Origin of the sequence: Streptomyces canus, assembly GCF_041435015.1 — a bacterium.
GTDB lineage: Bacteria > Actinomycetota > Actinomycetes > Streptomycetales > Streptomycetaceae > Streptomyces > Streptomyces canus_G.
This window is the reverse complement of the sequence record NZ_CP107989.1, coordinates 1,026,927-1,048,042: the sequence shown is the minus strand read 5'-3', so window position 1 is coordinate 1,048,042 and position 21,116 is coordinate 1,026,927. Positions and strand designations below refer to the sequence as shown.

General features: G+C 72.7%; 14 protein-coding genes and 2 pseudogenes. 8 read left to right on the top strand and 8 right to left on the bottom strand.

The window, feature by feature from the left end:
• Positions 1 to 108: 108 nt before the first annotated feature.
• Positions 109 to 324 carry a hypothetical protein gene (locus tag OG841_RS04945; RefSeq protein ID WP_057612991.1) on the bottom strand — a complete coding sequence of 72 codons (216 nt, stop codon included), beginning with the start codon at positions 322 to 324 and terminating at the stop codon, positions 109 to 111.
• A gap of 449 nt (positions 325 to 773) precedes the next feature.
• A pseudogene (locus tag OG841_RS04940) lies at positions 774 to 1,111 on the bottom strand (PaaI family thioesterase); the annotation flags it as partial.
• Between the two features lie 190 nt (positions 1,112 to 1,301).
• On the opposite strand from OG841_RS04940, the gene OG841_RS04935 reads away from it, so the two are divergent.
• Positions 1,302 to 2,762 carry a S1 family peptidase gene (locus OG841_RS04935; RefSeq protein ID WP_371563694.1) on the top strand — a complete coding sequence of 487 codons (1,461 nt, stop codon included), beginning with the start codon at positions 1,302 to 1,304 and terminating at the stop codon, positions 2,760 to 2,762.
• Positions 2,763 to 3,007: 245 nt separating this feature from the next.
• Here the strand turns inward: OG841_RS04935 and OG841_RS04930 are convergent, their stop codons facing one another.
• Complete coding sequence (locus tag OG841_RS04930; RefSeq protein ID WP_371563691.1) at positions 3,008 to 5,155, bottom strand: SpoIIE family protein phosphatase; 2,148 nt, start codon at positions 5,153 to 5,155, stop codon at positions 3,008 to 3,010.
• Between OG841_RS04930 and OG841_RS04925 the strand changes: the two are divergent.
• Positions 5,132 to 6,019, top strand: a pseudogene (locus OG841_RS04925) (response regulator transcription factor); the annotation flags it as partial. The gene OG841_RS04930 and the pseudogene OG841_RS04925 overlap by 24 nt on opposite strands.
• Here OG841_RS04925 and OG841_RS04920 read toward each other — a convergent pair.
• The 4 genes from OG841_RS04920 to lanKC all read right to left on the bottom strand — a co-directional run bounded on the left by OG841_RS04920 (position 5,942) and on the right by lanKC (position 13,132).
• Complete coding sequence (locus tag OG841_RS04920; protein WP_371563688.1) at positions 5,942 to 8,443, bottom strand: ATP-binding cassette domain-containing protein; 2,502 nt, start codon at positions 8,441 to 8,443, stop codon at positions 5,942 to 5,944. The pseudogene OG841_RS04925 and the gene OG841_RS04920 sit on opposite strands and share 78 nt — an antisense overlap.
• A gap of 58 nt (positions 8,444 to 8,501) precedes the next feature.
• Entirely contained in the window at positions 8,502 to 10,223 is a 1,722-nt protein-coding gene (locus OG841_RS04915; RefSeq protein WP_328642606.1) for an ABC transporter ATP-binding protein, read from the bottom strand.
• A gap of 87 nt (positions 10,224 to 10,310) precedes the next feature.
• Positions 10,311 to 10,427: a SapB/AmfS family lanthipeptide gene (locus OG841_RS04910; RefSeq protein WP_020134771.1), complete on the bottom strand. Its 117-nt coding sequence runs from the start codon at positions 10,425 to 10,427 to the stop codon at positions 10,311 to 10,313.
• A gap of 59 nt (positions 10,428 to 10,486) precedes the next feature.
• Positions 10,487 to 13,132, bottom strand: a complete 2,646-nt coding sequence (lanKC, locus tag OG841_RS04905) for a class III lanthionine synthetase LanKC (protein WP_328642607.1) — start codon at positions 13,130 to 13,132, stop codon at positions 10,487 to 10,489.
• A gap of 196 nt (positions 13,133 to 13,328) precedes the next feature.
• Here lanKC and OG841_RS04900 point away from each other — a divergent pair, with 196 nt between their 5' ends.
• The 6 genes from OG841_RS04900 to OG841_RS04875 all read left to right on the top strand — a co-directional run bounded on the left by OG841_RS04900 (position 13,329) and on the right by OG841_RS04875 (position 18,922).
• On the top strand, positions 13,329 to 15,776 hold the full coding sequence (locus OG841_RS04900; protein WP_371563682.1) for a SpoIIE family protein phosphatase: 2,448 nt from the start codon (positions 13,329 to 13,331) through the stop codon (positions 15,774 to 15,776).
• Positions 15,777 to 15,821: 45 nt separating this feature from the next.
• Entirely contained in the window at positions 15,822 to 16,241 is a 420-nt protein-coding gene (locus OG841_RS04895) for a CBS domain-containing protein (RefSeq protein WP_371563679.1), read from the top strand.
• Between the two features lie 156 nt (positions 16,242 to 16,397).
• Positions 16,398 to 16,574: a hypothetical protein gene (locus OG841_RS04890; RefSeq protein WP_328642610.1), complete on the top strand. Its 177-nt coding sequence runs from the start codon at positions 16,398 to 16,400 to the stop codon at positions 16,572 to 16,574.
• Positions 16,575 to 16,650: 76 nt separating this feature from the next.
• Entirely contained in the window at positions 16,651 to 17,718 is a 1,068-nt protein-coding gene (locus OG841_RS04885) for a glucose-1-phosphate thymidylyltransferase (RefSeq protein ID WP_328642611.1), read from the top strand.
• 134 nt (positions 17,719 to 17,852) lie between these two features.
• Positions 17,853 to 18,122 (top strand): hypothetical protein, encoded by a 270-nt coding sequence (locus OG841_RS04880; RefSeq protein ID WP_365120148.1) that lies wholly within the window; start codon positions 17,853 to 17,855, stop codon positions 18,120 to 18,122.
• Complete coding sequence (locus OG841_RS04875; protein ID WP_328642612.1) at positions 18,119 to 18,922, top strand: class I SAM-dependent methyltransferase; 804 nt, start codon at positions 18,119 to 18,121, stop codon at positions 18,920 to 18,922. The genes OG841_RS04880 and OG841_RS04875 overlap by 4 nt, the downstream gene beginning before the upstream one ends.
• 53 nt (positions 18,923 to 18,975) lie before the next feature.
• Here the strand turns inward: OG841_RS04875 and OG841_RS04870 are convergent, their stop codons facing one another.
• A complete protein-coding gene (locus OG841_RS04870; RefSeq protein ID WP_371563673.1) occupies positions 18,976 to 20,925 on the bottom strand; it encodes a glycosyltransferase family 2 protein in 1,950 nt (649 codons plus the stop codon).
• Positions 20,926 to 21,116: the final 191 nt, after the last annotated feature.

The following is a 21,116-nucleotide window of genomic DNA, read 5'->3' as shown; positions in this document are numbered from 1 at the left end:
ACTCGCGCGAGCCGGCCTGATTACGGCACCCAAGAGTCCCGGAACCGCCGGTTTGCGGCTCCGGGACGGGTCGACCACAAGATAGTGATCAAATCACGAAAAAGGTGATCAGAGGCCGGCGACCAGGCCGGTGACCGCGCCGGTGTTCAGACCGGTCGCACCCTCGACCGTGCCGACGACCGTGTTGACCAGGCCGGAAACCGGGGCAACGCCGTCCACCAGGCCGGTGACGGTGCCGAGGGCGTTCAGCTGCAGGCCGCCGGAGACGTTGTCGAGGTCGGCGTCCGAGATCTCGACGGTCTCAACCTGGGGGGTGGAGTTCATGATGGAACTTCCCTTCGTATGGGTATTTCGCAAGGGGGGAGCGGCCCCCTCTGGGGACAGATGACGGCCGCAATCGCAGGGCACCGGATCCCGTTTCCGGAAACCCCGGCGGCCCTGCGGTGCGATGGATCAAAGCACGCGGCGGCTCCGCCCTTCCAATTAACCACCCGTCTCACCAGGGAACTTGAGTCACAGAAGCCTCTATCCGTGCAGGCTTGCGCACGCCTTGGTGCCGACTTCTTCACAGGTGATGTTGCGGCGGCGTGAAGTGACCCTTGCCGTCGTCATGGCGAATGCGACACACCTCGCCAATGACATGGGCGCCGGTCCGTGCTTGTGCAGAACTTCCGCTCGGGGTGACTTGGTTGCGCATTCGATGTGCAGATTCGCGGGAGGGGGGATTCGGGGCGCTCTTCACAACGGACCGTCGCCGACCGTGTGCCGAACGTGTCGGCGAACGCCATGCGGCGGCCCGGCTTGGTGACGACCGCCTTGATCAGGACATCGAACCGGACACCGCCCGCTGGAAGTTCGTGGACTGCTGCACTGTCGTCATCGGTCCACAGGCGCCTCTGGCCGCCGAGACGGCGATCACGGTGGCGGTGTCGGCGGCCATCAGGGCCTGGCCCGACCACGCGCCGCCCTCCCGCGCCAATCGCTGTGACCAGGGAAGTCGCAGGACCGCATGGTCGTCGCCGAGCGTCTCGACCGACAGGCCGAGGTCGAGGACCCAAGGGGCGAAGTTGTCGGCGAGGACCTTGTCGGCTTCGGCGGGCGTCATCGTCATATGGGGGATTCTTCCCGCCCGCGGCCCGCCCGGCACGGCCGGTGGCCGAATCGGCGTGGCAATCGGGGCGTAAAGAAACGGCATTGAACGCACCGCGTGCACCGTGCGTACCCATGGCCATCCAGGCGCCCCGAACAACCAACTGCCATACGGCGGTTACAGACTCCGGTCCCCCAGGAGGTCGAGAAGTTTGAGTCACAAGCGAATTCCGAAGCGCAAGGCCGCGTTCGCGGCAGGCACTGTGGTGGCGCTCGGAGCGGCCGCGATTCTGCTGCCCAACGCCAACGCGTCCCAGGACGGTTCGTCGAACGACGCGGCGGCCCTCGCGCCGAAGACTCTGAAGGCGACGGACGCCTCGGACCTCGCCTCGCAGTTGGAGAAGATGCTCGGCGACGCCTTCGCCGGGTCCTACTACGACTCCGACAGCCGGCAGCTCGTCGTGAACGTCATATCCGGCGACAAGAACGTCGTCGTGCAGGCGAAGAAGGCCGGTGCGAAGGTCCGCGAGGTCGACAACAGCCTCACCGAACTGGCGGCCGGCGCGAAGACCCTGAAGGAGCAGGCGACCATCCCGGGCACGTCCTGGGCGGTCGACCCGCGCACCAACAAGATTCTCGTGACCGCCGACAGCACGGTCACGGGCGACAAGTGGAACACCATCGAGTCGACCGTGAAGAGCCTCGGCTCCGACATGGCGACCATCAAGAAGTCGGCCGGCACCTTCAAGACCTTCGTCTCCGGCGGTGACGCGATCTTCGGCGGCGGTGCCCGCTGCTCGCTCGGCTTCAACGTCACCGCGGGTGACGGCAGCCCCGCCTTCCTGACCGCAGGTCACTGCGGGGTCGCGGCCGAACAGTGGTCGGACACCCAGGACGGCCAGCCGGTCGCCACCGTCGACCAGGCCACCTTCCCCGGCGACGGCGACTTCGCCCTGGTCAAGTACGACGACCCGGCGACCCAGGCACCCAGCGAGGTCAACGTCGGCGGCGGCCAGACCGTCGCGATCAACCAGGCCGCGGACGCCGAGGTCGGCGCCCAGGTCTTCCGGATGGGCTCCACCACGGGCCTCGCCGACGGCCAGGTCCTCGGACTCGACGCCACCGTCAACTACCCGGAGGGCACCGTCACCGGGCTCATCCAGACCGACGTCTGCGCCGAACCCGGCGACAGCGGCGGTTCGCTGTTCACCCAGGACGGCTCGGCGATCGGCCTGACCTCCGGCGGCAGCGGCGACTGCACCGTCGGCGGCGAGACCTTCTTCCAGCCGGTGACCACCGCCCTGCAGGCGGTCGGCGCCACGCTCGGCGCGGGTGACGCGGCCGGCGGCGCGGGCGCGGGCGACGACCAGGCCGGCGGCGGGGAGGCCGGTGCCGGTGCCGGTGCCGGTGCCGGTGCCGGTGCCGGTGCCGGTGACGAGGCGGGCGCCGGTGGCGACGCCGGGGCCGGTGCGGGCGAAGAGGCCGGTGCCGGTGGCGACGCAAGCGCGAGCCCCGGTGAGGAGGCCGGCGCCGGTCAGGAAGTCGGCGGCGAGCAGGCCGGCGGTGACGTGATCGGCGGCGAAGAGGCCGGCAACGGCCAGCAGACCGGCAACGGCGCGGGCGACGCCGCGGGCGATGCAGCGGGTGATGCCGCGGGCCAGACGCACAACTGACCCCGTCGGTCTGACGCCACACCTTGAACCGGCCGCGTCGGCAGCGGCCCACCCCCCACCCTCCGCTGCCGACGCCGGCCCGCACGACCACCTTCCGGCCACACCGCGGTTCCGGCCCGGGAGGTGCAACGGTCCGGCCCTCCGGCGGGAGGGCCGGACCGGCGTGTTTCCATCGGGCGGGCCGTCCGGCGGGAGGGCCGGACCGGCGTGTTTCCATCGGGCGGGCCGTCGGCTTTCCGCCCGTGTCAGTCGCCGGCCCGCAGCAACAGCAACGCCACGTCGTCGATCCGCTCCCGTGCGGCCGCGCTGCGCCGGACCAGTTCGTCGGCCAGCTCGTCGAGCGGACGGTCACCGGCCTCGGCGAGCTGCCGTCCCAGATCGGCGAGCGCGTCCTCGATGTCGACACCGGGGGACTCGATCAGACCGTCGGTGTAGAGGGCGAGGACGGAACCGGGCGCGAGGTCCACCTCCGTCGTCGGGTAGACGGCCGAGCCGTCGATGCCCAGCAGCGGGCCCCCGGCCAGGTCCAGCACCCGCACCCGGCCGTCCGGCCGTCGGAGCAGCGGGGGCGGATGCCCGGCCCGGGCCATGACGGCCCGCCCCCGTCGCGGATCGAGCCGCAGATACAGGCAGCTGGCGAACAGCTCGGCGCCGAGGTCGATCAGGAGCCGGTTCGTCGAGCGCATGACCTCCGCCGGTGTCTGGCCGACGGTCGTGTACGCCCGTACCGCCGTCCGGATCTGCCCCATCAGGCCGGCCGCCGTCACGTTGTGTCCCTGCACGTCCCCGATCACCGCCGCCGCCAGCGCGTCCACCGGCACCAGGTCGTAGAAGTCGCCGCCGATGTCCATGCCCTGCGTGGCCGGCAGATAGCGGGCCGCCGCGTCGATGCCGGGCAGCGACGGCAGGCTGTGCGGCAGCAGGGCCGCCTGCAGGCCGTGCGCCAACTGGTGCTTGGCGTCGTACAGCACGGCCCGCTCCAGGGCCTGCGCGATCAGCCCGCCGAGACTCGTCAGCACCGCCCGCTCGTCCGCGGGGAAGGGGTGCCGTTCGGTGTAGGCCAGCACACAGGTGCCCACCGGGCGCCCGGAGGCGATCAGCGGCAGATAGGCCCAGGCCTCGAACCCGTCGGGGGTGGCGTGCCGCCTCGGATACAGGCGCTCCAACTGCTCCCGGGAGTCGAAGAACGCCGGCACCCCGGTGGTCAGGGCATGCGTCCCCGGCGTCGGCTCCGACAGCGGCAGCCCGTCGAACCGCTCCACGACCTGCGCGTCCGCATACCCGCGATGCCCGAGCACGCGCAGCCGCCCCGCCCGTGAACCGAGCACGACCAGTGCCTGGCTTCCCACCGCCGGGGCGATCTCGTCCGCCACCAGCTGCACCACGTCCTGCACGCCCACCGCCTCGGTCAGCGCCCCGGCCAGGCTCAGCAGCTGCGAGATCGTGACCAGTCGGGGCGGCGAGTCGCCGGGCTGCGGACCGGACCGGTTCATCTCCGTCACCGCCCGGGCCCGGCTGACCCGGACGCTCAGCCCGGTCGTGCTCGGGTACAGCCGGAACGACAGCCAGTCCCCGGGCGGCCGCAGCGCCACGAACGACGTGCTGTGCTGGCTGAGCAGCGCGGCCCGGTAACGGTCCTCGTAGACCGGGTCGTTGAGCCAGGGCACCGCCGCCCACAGCTGCGAGCCCAGCAACTGGGAGACCGGGACACCGATCAGCTCGGCCGCCGCGGCGTTGGCGAAGGAGATCCGGCCGTGCAGATCGAGCGAACACAGCCCGTACGGCAGCCTCGCCACCATCCGCGCCGCCTCCACCGTGCCCAGCGTCGCGGCCGGGCTGCCGACCTGGGCCCCGCCCAGCAGATCCGGTTCGGCGTGCGGCGACAGGTTGTCCTCCACCGCCCGCTCCAGCCGCACCGCGAGCCGTCCGCAGGCCGCGATCAGATGTTCCCGCTCCCGGTCGGACAGGTCCGGCGGGTGCGAACCGGGCCAGGTCACGAAGACGGCGCCGTACACCTTCGCCGAGGTCGCCACCGGCACCGCGGCCAGCGCGAAGGGATACGGCAGCACCACGGCGATCCGCGGAAAGCGGCGCGCCATCTCGTGCTCGCCGCCCACCCACACCAGCCGCCGCTCCCGTACCGCCTCCGCGACCGGGATCGGCGCGCTCAGCCCCACCCGCTCCCAGGGCGCCGCGAACGCCCGCGGCAGGCCGGCCATCACCGCCATCTCCAGCACGGGTTCGTCGGCGGCCACGAGATACACCGCGCCGGAGTGGGCGTGCACCTCGTCCATCATCGACGCCAGCGCGAGGGAGAGCAGTGGCCGTCCCACCCGGGTCCGTGCGCTCGCCGGTGCCTGGGCGGACCTATGCCCGTCGGACACGCCGACCACCTCCTCGCACGGGCGCGTCCCGGAAGGGGCGCGGGCCGCTGTCGCGTGCCGGGCCCCCAGGGATCAAATCTCCCCCCTCACGGCGGGTCCCGCACGGCGAGCGCTCCCTCGCGCGGACACACGGGTGCCCGCGCGACGGCGAGGGCGACCGCCTACCCCCTCGGCCCCGGGTCATGCCCCCTCAGTGGAAGCGCGCGACGGTACACGGGCGCCCTGTGTGCGCCCCCGCGCATCCTGATGGCCAGTTCTTCGCGCCCGAGGGCGGTCCAGGACCCGAACAATGGGGCACGCGTTCATGTCACGGAAACAAGTACAGCGAGTCGAGGGGGACGAGCAGTGATCCGGGTGCTTCTGGTGCACGACGCGTGTCTGGTGAGATCGGCCCTGGCGGAGTGGCTCCGCCGGGAACCGGACCTCGGGGTGTTCGACACCCCGTGGCACACCGCGTCCGGCCGTCTGCGCGCCGTACGTCCCGACGTCTGCGCGGCCGACCTCGACTGCTCCGACGCGTACGGCATTCCGCCGCTGGGCGAGTTATCCCTGCGCGAGCCGGACCGGAGTCCGCCGCGCCTGCTCGTGATGGCCAGCGCCAATCGGCCGGGGCTGTTGAAGCGTGCGGTCGAGGCGGGGGCGCTCGGGTACGTCGACAAGGAGGGGGCGGCACCGGAGCGACTCGCGCGCGGGATCCGGAGGGTCGCCGAAGGGAAACGTTTCGTCGACGACTCGCTGGGCTTCGGCTTCCTCCAGGCCGCCGAGATGCCGTTGACCAGACGGGAGCTGAGCGTGTTATCCCTCGCGGCCGAGGGGGCCTCCATCGCGGAGATCGCGGGGAGCCTGTGCCTGTCCCACGGGACCGTGCGCAACTACATGGCCGCGATCACCCGCAAGACCGGGGCCCGCAACCGCATCGACGCGATCCGGATCTCCCAGGGGCAGGGCTGGCTCTGACCGCTTCGGGACCACGGCCGTCCAGCCGCCCACGAGTTCGCGGTACGCCGGAGAGTCGCGCATCAACTCCTCGTGGGTGCCGTACGCCGTGCGCGGGCCGTCCATCAGCAGCACGCGCCCGGCGCGGCGGGCGGAGCTGATCCGGTGGGCGACGACGACCAGCGTGGTGCCCGGCCGGCCGGCGAAGGCCCGCTCGGCGCGTTCCTCGGCCTGCGGGTCGAGGTGGCAGGTGGCCTCGTCGAGCAGAACGAGGGGGGAGTACGAGAGATAGGCCCGGGTCAGCGCGACGAGCTGCCGCTCACCGGCGGAGAGGGCGGCCGGGTCGACGGTCGCCCGAGATCCGCCGAGGGCTTCGAGCAGCGGGGTGAGTCCGACCGCCCGGGCAGCCGCGAGCAGCTCCGGCTCGGGCACCGGGGCCGGCCGCAGATGCCCGAGATTCTCGGCGAGGGTGCCGGTGTGGACGTACGCCTCCTGCGGGATGAGCACGCGCAGCGCGGCCGCGTCGGGGGAGGGGACGGGGTGCCCGCAGAGCCGGATCATGCCGCCGGTGGGGTGCAGGAGCCCTGCGATCAGGGCCGTGAGCGTGGACTTCCCGATCCCGCTGGGGCCTACGACGGCCAGATGGGCGCCGGGTGCGAGGTCGAGGTCGAGTCGGTCGACGACGGGGGTGGCGGTGGGGCCGTAGGCGAAGGAGACGGAGGTGAGGGAGAGGGCGGGGGTAGGGGTGCGATGTGTCGGGTGCGGTGCGGTGCGGTGCGGGGTGTCTGCTGTGGTGGGGCTGGTGTCGGAGTCGGGGGCTGCCTCGCGTGTGGGGGTGTGTGCGGCGGCGGCCTCGGTGGGGCTGGTGTCGCACTCGTGGTCCGCCGCCCGAGCCCGGGTGCGCGGGGTGAGGCGGTGGCCCGGCTCGGCATGCCGGTCGGCGGGCCTCGCGTCGGTGAGGCCGTCGTCGGTCTCGGCGTCGCGCGCGTCCGACTCCGGCGTAGCGCCCGCGGTCACGGCGGGGTCGTGGGCCAGGGGGTGCCTCCCGCCGTTCGGGCCGGGGGTGCAGGCGTGGGTGGGCAGAGGGTTCGCGTCGTGTGATCCCGTCCGCTCGGCTGACTCCTCGGTACCCGCGTCCGACTCCGGCGTAGCGCCCGCGGTCACGGCGGGGTCGTGGGCCAGGGGGTGCCTCCCGCCGTTCGGGCCGGGGGTGCAGGCGTGGGTGGGCAGAGGGTTCGCGTCGTGTGATCCCGTCCGCTCGGCTGACTCCTCGGTACCCGCGTCCGACTCCGGCGTAGCGCCCGCGGTGACGGCGGGGTCGTGGGCCAGGGGGTGCCTCCCGCCGTTCGGGCCGGGGGTGCAGGCGTGGGTGGGCAGAGGGTTCGCGTCGTGTGATCCCGTCCGCCGGACCGACTCCTCGGCGCCCGGTTCGGCGGCGGGCTCCCGGACCAGTCGCCGCAGGACCACCACCAGCCGGGAGCCGCTCGTTCCCAGCCCGTGGACCAGGTTGCGCAGGGCGGGGAGCAGGGACTGGGTGACGTAGGCGAGGGCGCCGACCAGGGCGCCCGTGGTGACGCCCCGCGTCAGGAGCCAGGGCGCGCAGGCGAGGAGGAGGACGATCGGGAGCTGGCCGCCGAGGGCGAGGGAGACCACGCGCAGGACGGACCAGCGGGCGAGGGAGTACGCGGCTCGCTGCTCGGTGTCGACAAGTCGGCCCGTGCCGGCGGCGACCCGGTCCTCCGCCCCGGCCGCCGTGATGTCCCGCAGCCCCGGGCAGACCCTGCCGAGACCCTCGGCCAGCGCCTCGTCGGCCACGAGGTATTCCTCCTGGCGGCGGGCCAGCGGACGCAGCGTGGCCGCGAACAGGCCCAGTCCCGCGGCGAGCGGCGGCACCACGACCAGGAGGAGCAGCGGGTCGAGCGAAGCCAGTCCGACGACGGCGCCGACGGCCGTGAACACGAACGAACGCGACACCATCACGAGCCCGGCGAACGTGTCCCGCGCGATCTCCACCTGCTGGGTCAGCCCGGACAGCGCCCCCGTGTCCGCCTCCCGCACCCCGCGCTCGACCACCCGCCCGACCAGGACGTCCCGGAGCGGCTCGACCAACGCGGCGACGGCGGCGTACACCCGTACCGTCCCCCAGGCGCCCACGAGCACCCCGATCCCGGCCACCCCGAGCCAGGCGAGTCCGACGCCGGGCCGCCCGGCCAGAAACCCCTCGTCCAGGGCGCGGGCGGGCGCGTACCCGGTGAGGAAGGTCTGCGCGGTCTCCAGCACGGACCACCCACCGAGCCGGACGAGAACCCGCCACCGGGCCCGCAGGAACCGGAGACCGCGTGCGTGGATCCCGTCGGTCACCGTCCCCGGCCTCCTTCGGGCCGCCGACCTCGGGCGCGGCGCCCTGCCGGGCCGTGGCTCATGACGGCCCCCCGTCCCAGCCGTCCGTCCGCTCCGGCCCGCTCCCGAACACCGCGCGGTACTCCGCCGCCCGCCACAGCTCCTCGTGCGGCCCCACCGCCCGCACTCGCCCCCCGTCCAGCCAGGCCACCGCATCCGCGCGGGCCGCCGTGGCGGTGCGGTGGGCGACGAGCAGGCGGGTGCCGCCCGCACCGCCGTTCACCAGGGCCTCGGCGATGCGGGCCTCCGTCACCGTGTCGAGGCTGGAGAGGGCGTCGTCGAGGATGAGCAGGCGGCCGCCGTGCGCGAACGCCCGAGCGAGACCGAGCCGTTGGGACTCCCCGCCGGAGCGTGGGGCGTCGGCGACGAGAGTGTCGTAACCGTCGGGCAGCCGGCGCACGAAGTCGTCCGCGTGGGCCGTGCGGGCGGCCTCCCGGACACGGGCGGGGGAGGGGGACCCGAGGGCGAGACCGATCTCCTCCTCGACGGTGCCGCCGAGCAGAGCGGGGCGTTCGAAGGCGTACCCGATGGAACGGCGCAGTTCGTCGTGGGTGAGCTCGCGCAGCGGCACCCCGTCGAGCAGGACCTCCCCGGCGTCCGGTTCGGCGAGCCGGCCGGCGACCGCGGCGAGCAGTGACTTGCCCGCCCCCGACCGGCCCACCACCGCGAGCGTCGTCCCGCCCGGTACGACGAGGTCGACCCCGTCGAGCACGGCACGTGCGCCGCGCAGGGCGGTGACGCCGCGCAGTTCCAGCCGCCCCGGACCGGGCGGCAGCCGGCGTTCGCCGTGTCCGAGGGGGGACGCCGCGAGGACCTCGTCCAGACGTCCCGCCGCTGCCCGGGCCCTGGCCAGGCCGGCGAGCTGTCCCACCAGGGCGCCGACCCCCGTGGCGAGGACCGCGTACCGGGAGGCGGCGAGGACCTCGCCCACCGTGACCCGGTGCCGGGCGAGCAGCACTCCGGCCACGGCGACGACACCGAGCTGGAGCAGCGGGGCCACGGCGACGGACTGGCCCGAGGCCCGGCCCTGCACCTGCCACATGCGGTGACCGGCCTCCGACAGCTCGGGCAGCGGGCGCAGGATGCGGGCCGTCTCCCGGTCCTCCGTGCCCGCGGCCCGGATGGTGCGGTGTCCGCCGACGGCCTCCGAGAGCGCTTGCGCGATCCGGCCCTGCACCTCCTGGTAGCGCGTCACGCATTCCCGGGTGTCACGGGCGAAGGCGCGCAGCAGCAGGGCGAGGACCGGCGCTCCGGCCAGGTACACGGCCGCGAGCCAGGGCGAGACGAGGCCGAGGGCCACCACGGCGCCGACCGGTCCGGCGAGCGCGGCGAGCAGTGCCGCGCGGGCCGTCGGTGCCGTGCCGGCCTGAGCGGCGTTGCCGACGAGGCGGGCGACGAGGTCACCGGGACCGAAGCGGGCGGTGGCGCGGGGGCCGACGGCCAGGACGTGTCCGGTGAGGCGGCGGCGCAGCCAGGCGGTGGTGCGGGCGTCGATGGCGCCGCCGAGCACGGTCTCCGCCGCGTCGAGCAGGGCGATGAGGAGGACCAGTGCGGCGCAGTACAGCACCCAGCAGGTCGCCGGTGCCTGCGCCAGGAGCAGGTCCAGGGTGCGGCCGAGGGCGGCCGGCAGCAGCAGTCCGGCGCCGGTGGCGGCCGTGCTCACCAGGCACAGGACCAGACAGCGGGCGGGGGCCGGACCCAGAAGGCCGTGCGGGGCGCGCGGCGAGGTGGGAGTCGTCATACGGCGCCTTCCGGAGATGTGCAGAACCCCGGGCGGCCCCTCCCTCGCGGGAGTGGACCGCCCGGAGTCATGGGCGCACGATGCCTGTCAGAGACAGAGCGTGACGCTCGCCGCGCTGACGCACGACAGCAGGCTGAGGGTGCTGTTCGCGCCGCCGCCGGTGTGCTCGTCGGACTCCATCGTCTGCAGGTCGAGAAGTGCCATCTCGGTTTCCTTTCTTCGGTGTCGTCCACCCGTGGGGACGGGGTTGGGTCACGGCTCCGTCAGGTCGCGGAACCGCGTAGGAGGGGCCGCCCGGGTGGCGGCAGGAACGGCAGGTGCGCGGTGACCGGAGCGCCGGGGGCCGCGTGGGCCGCGCCGAGCGCGAGCAGGCACCCTGCCGTTCCGGTGCCCAGGTCCATCGACAGGCGCATCATCTGGTGGCCGGGGAAGGCCAGTTGGCCCTGGTAGTCCATCGAGAACCAGCCGAGCCCGTCGATCTGTTCGGCGAGCCGCTCGCGGGTCGCGCCGGGGGTGTCCGTGCGCGCCAGGTGCAGGATCATCCCGGCGCGGCCCTGGAAGAGACCGGGCTGTACATAGAAGCGGCTGGTGGCGGCGGTCAGAACCCCGGCCCGCGCCCGTTCGAACTCCCCGTCGGGGTCGGTCCCTTGGGCGAGGTAGTCGTCCAGGACCATTCCGATGCCGGCACTTCCCTCACCGAGGTAGGGCAGGGTCCGCCAGCCCTCGTCGACCTCGAGCGAGCCGCTGGGGTGCGTCACGCAGCACTCGAGGTCCCGCCGCAGCGCCACCTCCGCCGCCCTCAGCAGCAGGGGCTCACCGGTGCGTTCGTACTGCCGCAGCAGGAAGAGCGCGGGCCCGGTCCACCCCCGCAGCAGCCCGGCCCGGCGCCGCTGGGGAGTGTCGGCGAGGGGCTGCGCGAGTCGTCGTACGAGGACGTCGGCGGCCTCGGCGGCACGCTCCCGCAGCTCCGACTCCCCCGTGGTGGCGGCCAGTTCACCGAGAACCAGACCGAGACCGGCGAGGCCGCCGTGCAGGTCGGAGGACAGGTTCTGCCAGCGTTCCGCGAGGACGCGCTCGACCAGGTCGAGGGCGCGCTGCCGGTGGCCGAGCCGGTCCAGGACGTGGGAGATGCCCGCAAGACCGTCGTAGAGCCCGAGCGGTGTGCCCGTCGGGGGTGGTGCGGTGCGGGCCAGGAGCCAGCGCTCGCCCTCCTCGTACCGCTGCGCGCCGACCGCGTCCAGCGCGTACAGGACCCCGGCCGCGCCGTGTGCCAGCCCGAGGCCGCCGCCGTCGTTGAACTGCGTGATGTCACCGGGGAAGAGCCGGTCCTCGCGCTCCGGAGTGGCCGAGGCGAGGAGCGCCTTCACCATGGAGTCACGGCTGTAGGGCCAGTCGCCGGGCTCGACGAAGGACGGCGCGATCTCGGCGCGGAAGGCCGCACGCTCGCCGCCGGCGTCTCCCGGGCCCCGTGTGGCGGTGTCCCGGGTGATCTCCGCGACCGCCTCGTCGAGGAACTCCTTCGGCACGTCCGGGAACTGACGCAGGATCACCTCGGCCAGATGGGCCGCCTTGCCCCGGTCGACCACGAACAGCGTGGTCACCGGCAGGAACAGGGCGAGCCTGAGACAGGCCAGGGCGTAGCGGTCGACGTCGATGCCCTTGCGGTCCGGCGGGGCGAAGAAGCCGGGGTGGGCGACCACCTGGCGGCCGTTCTCCTCGACCGGCGCCGCCGCCTCGAAGTCGAGCAGGGAGACCGACTCCTCGTCGGGTCCGACCATGATGTTGAAGACGTGCAGGTCGTTGAAGACGATCCCGCGTGCGTGCACCGCCTCCACCGCCCGTTCCACCGCTCCGTGGATCCGCACCGCCCACGCCGTGTAGTCGGCCACGGCCCGCGGATCGGGGTCCGGGGTGAGCAGCGGATGCCGCTCGGCGAAGAACGAGTTCAGCGGGCGCCCCTCCAGGAAGTCCATGACGAGGAAGCAGTGGTCGCCGAGCGTGAACCAGTCCCGCACCTCGGGCACCACGCCGGTCCCCGCGACCTGCTCCAGGGCGGCCTTCTCCCGCTCCAGCCGGGCGATCGCGTCCGCCCCGTCGGCCGCCAGTCCCGCGTGCGGCCGGCCCTCCTTGAGGACGACCTTGCGCCCGTCGCGGGTGTCGGTACCCGTGTAGACCCCGCCGCCGTTGGAGAAGTGCAGCGCCTTCTCGATGCGGTACGGCAGCTCGCCGACCGTCGTGGTGTTGCGCGCCTCCAGGTGGGGCTCCAGGAAGGCGGGCAGCGTCACCCACTCGGGCACCTGGAAGGACGGCGCCCGGCGGTCCGGCACCAGCTTGCCCTCGCCGTCCCGTACCGCCGGCACCAGTGAGCCGCGGTCGTCGACGACGAAGGTGCGCGCGAACGCGCCGTAGCGGACGTAGAGCGGACCCTCGGACCAGCGCAGATCGGTGAGGATGTACGGCCCCTCGAAGCCCTCCAGGAGCTCGCCCAGCTCCCGCAGCACATCGTGCAGCTGCTTCTCGTCGGCCGGGTAGACGGTGACGAACTTGCCGCTGGTGTCGCGGGCCGCGTACTTGGTGTTGCGCAGGTGCAGCAGATGCGGGCCCGGGACGAACTTGAACGAGATGCGCCGGGGCACGCAGTAGTCCCACACGATCGCGGCGATCCGTTCCGCGTTCGCCCGGGTGGCCGAGGCGTGGATCTTCCACCCCTGGGACGGGCCCGGCACCAGCTTCCCGTCGGGGTCGAGCGGCGTGAGTGTCAGCCAGTCGCCGATGCGTGCCGCGTCCCAGCCGTCCGGCACCGCGCGGCGCGCCGTCTCGTAGACGGGCGCCTCGCCGGCCGAGATCCGGTCGGGCGTCTCGTAGAAGTGTCTGTCGGCGAGCGCGTACACCTCGTAGCGCTTGTCCATGCGTCCCCTTCCGTGGCCCGCCAACGAGCCTTCCAGCGGGGCGGTGGCCACGGACAGTCACGGCTGTCACGAGATCACCGTGCGGAACGCATGCGTCAAGAAGTGTTCGAAGGGTTTCGAGCGTGCCTGCCCGCTGAGGCGCCACGGAACGCTCACAGGGGCTGCGCACCTGCCGTATAAGCGCTGTAATGGCGAAGTGGTGAGTGAGGGCGCTGCGGGACGCAGAACGAGAGCGTTGCGTGCCGAAAATGCCCTGACATCGGTCACGGACGGTCCTGGATCGCCCGAAAGGCTGCGCCGTGTCCTCGAACAGGCGCTCGTCTTCGCCGGGGCCTCCCTCGCCGCCGTGTACACGCCCGGCGAGGACGGGGACCTGCTGGGTCTCGTCGCGTCGGCCGGCGTCCCCCGAACGGTCTACGGGCTGCGTGACAGCTATCCGAGCTCCGGCGCCTCCCCGCCCGCCGACGCGCACCGCTCGGGCCGGCCGCTCTTCCTCGGCCCGCAGGAAGCCGCCGCCTGCTCGGAGCCCCTCGGGGCGGGCCGGCGGGACTTCCACCTGGCCGTCCTGCCCGCGCACGGCGACGACGGCCGAGCCTGTCTCGTCGCCGTCAACGAGGACCCGCACGGTTTCGGCGACGAGGACCGCAAGTGCCTCGAACTGATCGCCGACGCGATCGTCTGCCCCGCCCCCGCGGTCGCCGTGGAGGGCACGGAAGTGCCCTCCAACGCCTTCAGCCTCGCCATGGACACCGGTCGCATCGAGGTCGGCGACGGGATCCTGGAGCTGTTCGGCATGAGCCGGGCCGCGTTCGACGGCAAGGTCGAGACCCTGCTCGGCCTGACCGTCCCCGAGGACCTGCCCTCGCTGATGTCCCTGTTCGAGGCCGGACACATGTCCATCGGCGACCGTGAGCTGGAGTTCCGCATCCTCCAGCTGTCGGGGCCACCCAAGTGGCTCAGGCTGCGCGGCCGCATGCTGCCCGGCGACGAGGGCCGTCCCTCCCAGCTCGTGGGCACCGTCGCCGACGCCTCCACGCTGCGCTCCGACGTCACCGACGTGGCACGCGTGCAGCGCCTGGCCGCCGCCCTCGCCATGGCCGGCACCGTCCGCGACGTCAGCCAGGCCGTCGTCTCCGCGCTCCGCGCCCCGCTCAGGGCCGACCGGATCGCCCTCGCCGAGCTGGAGAACGACCGGCTCGTCGTCACCGTCCTCGACCCGCCCGAACCGGAGTCCTGGCCCGAGCTGTGGCGCCTGGAGTGGCGCAGCGAGTGGCCCGAGGCGCCGGTGCGGGCCATGCCCACCCTGGCCACGGCCCTGCGGGAGGGCCGCGCCCAGATCTGGCCCGCCGGCACCGTCCTCGAACCCGCCCTCGCCGACGTCGGCCCCGGCGGCCTCGCGGTCCTTCCGCTGCCGGCCGCGGGCCGCATGGCCGGCGCCTGCCTCATCGGCTGGGACACCCCGCACCACTTCGGCCCCGACGAACGCGCCCTGCTCACCGCGTCCGCAGGCCTCGCCGGACAGGCCCTGATGCGCGCCCACGCCCTGGACGCCGAGCACGAACTCGTCGGCATGCTCCAGCGCCAGCTGCTGCCCCGCCGCCTGCCCAAACTGCCCGGCGCGATCGCCGTCGCCCGCTATCTGCCCAGCACCGCGGGCCTGGAGCTCGGCGGCGACTGGTACGACGTGATCCCGCTGCTCGACAACCACGTCGCCCTGGTCATCGGCGACGTCCAGGGCCACAGCGCCGCCGCCGCGACCCTCATGGGCCAGATGCGCACCGCCCTGCGCGCCTACGCCGTCGAGGGTCACTCGCCGGACGTCGTCGTCGCCCGCGCCAACCGCCTCCTGATGGACCTGGAGACCGACCTCTTCGTCACCTGCGTCTATCTGGACCTCGACCTGGAGGAGGGCACCGCCTGGTGCGTGCGTGCCGGACATCTGCCGCCGGTGCTGCGCCACCCCGACGGCACCACGGAGATCGCCGAGGCGGACGGCGGCCCCCCGCTCGGCGTGGTGGCCCAGGCCGACTTCCCGATGACCCCGCTCCGGCTGCAGCCCGGCACCCTGATCGCCCTGACCACCGACGGCCTGGTCGAGTCCACCGAGGCCGACATCGACGAGGGCATGAACCGCCTCGCCCACGGGCTGGCCGCCTCCGACCCCGACCACCTCGGCCTCGTCGCCGACGCCCTCCTCGGAGGCGCCCGCCGCAGCGACGACGTCGCCCTGCTCCTGCTGCGCTACGACGGCATGGACACCCATCCGCTCCGGGAGAGCTGGACCGTCTGGCGGGTCCCCGAGGCCGCCCGGCACGCCCGCCGCTTCACTCGGCGCACGCTGCGCGTCTGGGGCGTCCCCGAGGACGCGATGGACACCGCCCTGCTCGTCGTCTCCGAGCTCGTCACCAACGCCCTCGTGCACACCGGCGGCCAGGTCCGCCTCGCCCTCACCCTCGTCGGCGGCCGGCTGCGCGTCTCCGTCGCCGACGCCTCGCCCCGCACCCCCGTCAAGCCCACCAACATCGGCTGGGAGGCCACGGGAGGCCGCGGCATCCTCCTCGTGGAGGCCGTGTCGGCGGCCTGGGGGAGTGTCCCCGTCAGCGGCGGCAAGCAGGTGTGGAGCGAAATCGCACTGGACGACTGAGGCGGGGTACCCGGAGCGCATCACCCCGCAGAAGAGAGGTACGTCATGACTCAGCACGTCAGCGACATCATGACCAGCGCTCCGGTCACCGTGGAACCGCAGACCTCCGTCACGGCCGTTGCCAGGATCATGCGCGACCAGGACCTCGGCGCCGTCCTGGTCACCGACGGCGACGAACTGCGCGGTCTGGTCACCGACCGTGACCTCGTGGTGCGCTCCCTCGCCAGCGGCGGCGATCCGGAGCAGACCACCGTGGTCGGCGCGTGCAGCGACGATCTGGTGACCGTCACGCCCGAGGACGACCTGGACCACGCCATCGAGCTCATGCGCGAACACGCCGTGCGCCGGATCCCGGTCGTCGACCACGGCCACCCCGTCGGCATCGTCGCCCTCGGCGACGCGGCCATGGAACGCGATCCGGGATCGGCCCTGGGCGACATCAGCGTCGCGCGGCCCAACACCTGAGCCAAGCAGGCCGGTTCGGCCCGGCCGTCAAGCTCCGGTGCGCCCGATCCCCGGCGAATGTGTGTGCGGCGGCGAGGGGCTGACGGGCCTCCCGGCTCGTTTGTCCCGAGCCTGCCCGGGGACCCGGAGGGCGGCATGGAAGGACGGTGAACCGCCGTGACCTCGCAGACCGTTGAGAAACCCGTCGCACGCCGGCCCGAGACGGGCTGGTCCAGGACCCGTCGCCTGCACGGCAAGGGAGACCTGCGGACCTGCCTGCCCGCGATCGAGGACCGGGGCGCAACCGTCACGGTGAGCACCGGGGAGGGCAACATCTTCCGCGGCGAGGACTGAGCGTCCACGCCGCGTCACTCCCAAGTCGCCCCCCTGCCTTGGCCGGTTCCTCCGGATCCGGGCTAAGGTGTCGCAGATGAAGGCTCTCGTGCTGTCCGGCGGGGCCGGTACACGGTTGCGGCCGATCACGCACACCTCGGCCAAACAGCTGGTGCCCGTCGCCAACAAGGCTGTCCTGTTCTACGGCCTCGAATCCCTCGCCGACGCGGGGATCACCGAGGTCGGGATGATCGTCGGCGACACCGCCGCCGAGATCCAGGAGGCCGTCGGCGACGGATCCACGTTCGGTCTGGACATCACCTACATCCCGCAGGAACAGCCCCTGGGGCTCGCCCACGCGGTGCTGATCGCACGGGACTGGCTCGGCGACGACGACTTCGTGATGTACCTCGGCGACAACTTCATCGTCGGCGGTATCACCGACCTGGTCGACGAGTTCCGCGGCAGCCGCCCCGACGCCCAGATCCTGCTCACCCAGGTGCCCGACCCGCGCGCCTTCGGTGTCGCCGAACTCGGCCCGGACGGCCAGGTGATCGGTCTGGAGGAGAAGCCGCAGCAGCCCAAGAGCGACCTCGCCCTCGTCGGCGTGTACCTGTTCACACCGGCGATCCATGACGCCGTACGGGCCATCGAGCCGTCCTGGCGGGGCGAGTTGGAGATCACCCACGCCCTCCAGCACCTGATCGACGTGCGCGCCGACGTCCGCTCCACGGTCATCGCGGGCTACTGGAAGGACACCGGCAACGTCACCGACATGCTGGAGGTCAACCGGACGGTCCTGGAAGGCCTGGAGCGCCGCATCGACGGCGAGGTCGACGAGGAGACCGAGACGGTCGGCCGGGTGGTCGTGGAGAAGGGCGCGCGGGTCACCGGCTCACGCATCGTCGGTCCGGCCGTCATCGGCGCCGGAACCGAGGTCCGCGACTCCTACGTCGGCCCTTTCACCTCCGTCGCGCAGGACTGCCGGATCGTGGACAGCGAGGTCGAGTACTCCATCGTGCTGCGGGACGCCTCGATCGAGGGAGTGGCCCGGGTCGAGTCCTCGCTGATCGGCCGCCATGTCGAGGTGACCCCGGCGCCGAGCGTGCCCAGGGCCCACCGCCTCGTGCTCGGAGACCACAGCAAGGTGCAGATCCATTCATGAGCTTTCCCGCCGCCGACCACGCCCGCTCCGGCGGGCCGAGCACCGCGTCCCTCACCCGGAAGGCCTCCTTCCGTCCTCCCGCGCTTTGCAAGCCCTTTCCCTCAGGATCACGCTCCTCGGCGCGAAGTCCTGTCATGGGGAGCTCACAGCAGGTATGTTCCACGGAACCGGTTCTGGCCAGGGGAGCCGGTACGGACCGCTGCGGGGAGCTTTCCGGCACCTCGGTCGACCCCTGCCGGGCCGACCCCACCAGCAGCGCGGCCCTCGACGGGCCCGCACCACGCCCCGCCATCGGTGCCCTCGGGCACGACCGGTGGACGGGGGCCGCGCCGGCCTCGCGCCGGGACCGGCGGTCCGCCCTGCACGAAGCACTGTCACACATCCGCAAGGAGATTTCCCAGTGAAACGTCACGAGTTCCTGCGGGGGCTCCACAAAGCCAGCGCGAACCGCAACTACCTGGAGATCGGCGTCAACGACGGCCGCAGCCTGACGTTCTCCCGGGTACCGAGCATCGCGATCGACCCGGCGTTCAAGGTGGTCTCGGAGATCCGCTGCGACGTCCACCTGGCCAAGGCCACCAGCGACGACTTCTTCGCGCGCGAAAACCCGCTGCAGCACCTCAAGGGCGGCCGTCACCCGCTGCGCAACATCGTCCGCAACCGCAGCCCGTTCGGCTACTGGCAGGACGTCACGCTCGACCTGTCGTTCATCGACGGCATGCACCTGTTCGAGTACGCGCTCCGCGACTTCATCAACGTCGAGAAGTACTCGGACTGGGCCAGTGTGATCGTCTTCGACGACATGCTGCCGCGCAACGTGGACGAGGCGGCCCGGGACCGGCACACCAACGCCTGGACCGGTGACGTCTACAAGGTGATCGAGGTCCTGAACCGCTACCGGCCCGACCTGGTGACGGTCCTGGTCGACACCGAGCCCACCGGCCAGCTCGTGGTCTTCGGCGCGGACCCGAGCAGCACGGTGCTCAAGGACAAGTACGACGAGATCATCGCGGAGTACGTGGTCCCCGACCCGCAGAAGGTGCCGGAGACGGTCCTGGACCGGACGGTGGCGATCAAGCCGGAGACGCTGATCGACGCGGCCTTCTGGAAGGCCCTGGTGAACGCCCGCAACCGCGGCAGCAAGCGTGACCGCAGCTGGGAGCACCTGCGCACCAGCCTGAAGCAGCTCAGCGACGCCGGCTGAGCGATCGGCGGTGAACCGGGGAGGACGCGTCGGCGTCCTCCCCGGATCTGTTTCTACCTGCCGCGTGCCCGGAGCCCGGCGACCAGCCTCCCGGCCACCCGTCGCGCCCTGCGGACCAGTCGCTTTCCGGCAGCGGGCCGGGGCGGGCGCACGGTCACGACCTGGACCCTGCCCGCCTTCACCCGCAGCGCGAACGCCAGCGGATGGAAGCGGGGCTCCGACGCGTCGGGTGCCGGGCTCAGCGCGACCCGCCAGGGCCCTCCGGTCAGATCGGCGACCGGCAGCTCCGCCTCCAGGAGGGCCGCGGAGCCCTGGGGACGCAGGGTGCCGGGCACCTCCGCGGACGCGGCGCCGGAGCCACGGGTGAGCTTCAGCAGCACCGGTGTGTCACCGGGCACGTGGAACGGCACCGGCACCTCGACGCGCCCGCCGGAGATCGTGACCTCCCCGGGGGTGACCCGCCCGAGCTCCAGACGCTCGCCCGCCGTGTCGACGTCGAGCGCGAGCGTGCCCTGCTTCGCCGTCCAGTACGGCAGCACGACCCGGCAGCCCGCCACACCGGCGTCCGCGGCCGTACGCCCCTTGAGGGAGACCGGGCCCAGCCGGGACTGCTTGGTCCAGCCGCCGAGCTTGACGCGGACGAACACGTCCCACAGCCCGGCGCCGAGCGGGCCGCCGTCGGCCGCGGTGGCCGGGTCCACGGCCACGGTGCCCCGCAGCACCAGCCGCACCCTGCCGTCCTCGGCAGGAACGGTCTCCCGGGTGAACTCCACCGGCTGGAAGTACTGGGCGGAGCTGGCGCGTTCGCGCAGCAGCAGATCGACCGTGGCGCGCTTGAAGCCGGCCATGCTGTGGGCGCCGACCCAGTCCACGGCTTGCTCGACGGAGGCCGGTGGCTCGGTGAGCGGGGCGGCGCTGCCCTCGGCGGGGAACGTCATCGGCGTACCGCGGGACGCGAGCTCGGCGGACAGGCCGACCCGCAGCACACCCTTCTCCCACTCGACGCCGTCCGGCTCGACCTGGGAAGCGACGGCGGCCTCCCACTCGGCGAACGCCACGAGGTCGTCGAGCCGGCCGTCGGCGATCAGTGCGGCGACGACCTGCTGGGTGGGCTGGAGGCCGGCCGCGACACCGGGGCCGAAGCGCTCGACGACCACCCCGCGGATCTCGGTGAAGAGCTCCTTGCGGTAGTCCTCGGGCGCGGCGAGCAGCCGCCTGCCGCGCATCCGCTCGACCATCTCGTTGCGCAACCAGCGACGGAACAACCGGTCGCGGGTCGGCCCCGGCTCGGTGTACTTCTCGACGACGTCGAGCGCCTCACGCAGGTTCTGGAAGTAGCCCACGGGGTCGAAGCGCTGGAAGCCCGCGTTGGAGGCGTCGTCGCGCTTGAGGTGGTAGTAGCAGACGTAGTCGCTGAGCACGGAGACGTTGTCCGCGCGCAGATACGCCTCCGTGACGAAGACGTGGTCCTCCAGCCGGCGCCTGCCCTCGGGGAAGCGCAGGCCGATCCGGTCGAGGAACGCCCGCCGGAACATCTTGTGCGGTGTCAGGCTGTCGATCAGCGGGGCGTTGTCGACGGTGGCACGGGGGTGGTTGCGGCGGAACAGCTCCACCGGCACCCCCCGCCCCTTGCCGGCCATCTTGCCCACGACCACGTCGGCGCCGTTGGCGACCGCGTAGTCGTACATCCGCTCGAGGGCCTCGTCGCCGAGGTAGTCGTCGTTGTCGACGAACATGACGAACTCGCCCTGGGCGGCGGCGATCCCGACGTTGCGGGGCTTGCCCGACCAGCCCGATGCCTCCTGGTGGATCACCTTGATGTTCGCGACCTCGGCGGCCACCGCGTCCAGCCGGGCGGGCGTGTCGTCGGTCGAACCGTCGTCCACGAAGATCGCTTCGTACTCGTCGGGGGGCAGTGACTGCCTGAGCAGCGAGGCGATGCAGTCCTCGATGTAGTTCCCCGGGTTGTAGACGGGGATGACGACGCTGACCTTGACCGGCATCGGTGTCCGGACTCCTTGGGTGGCTTGTGGCTTGCGTCACGGATCGACGCTTTGTGGCCCGATGTTAACGCCGACGGGTAAGTCCCGCGTCAGCAGGCCGTCTTGGCGAGTGGTCCGGGATGCCGACATCGGGGCCGAGGAGGTCGCCGCGTCCATTCGTCCAGCTGCCCGAGTGGCGTCCCGAGGCCGAC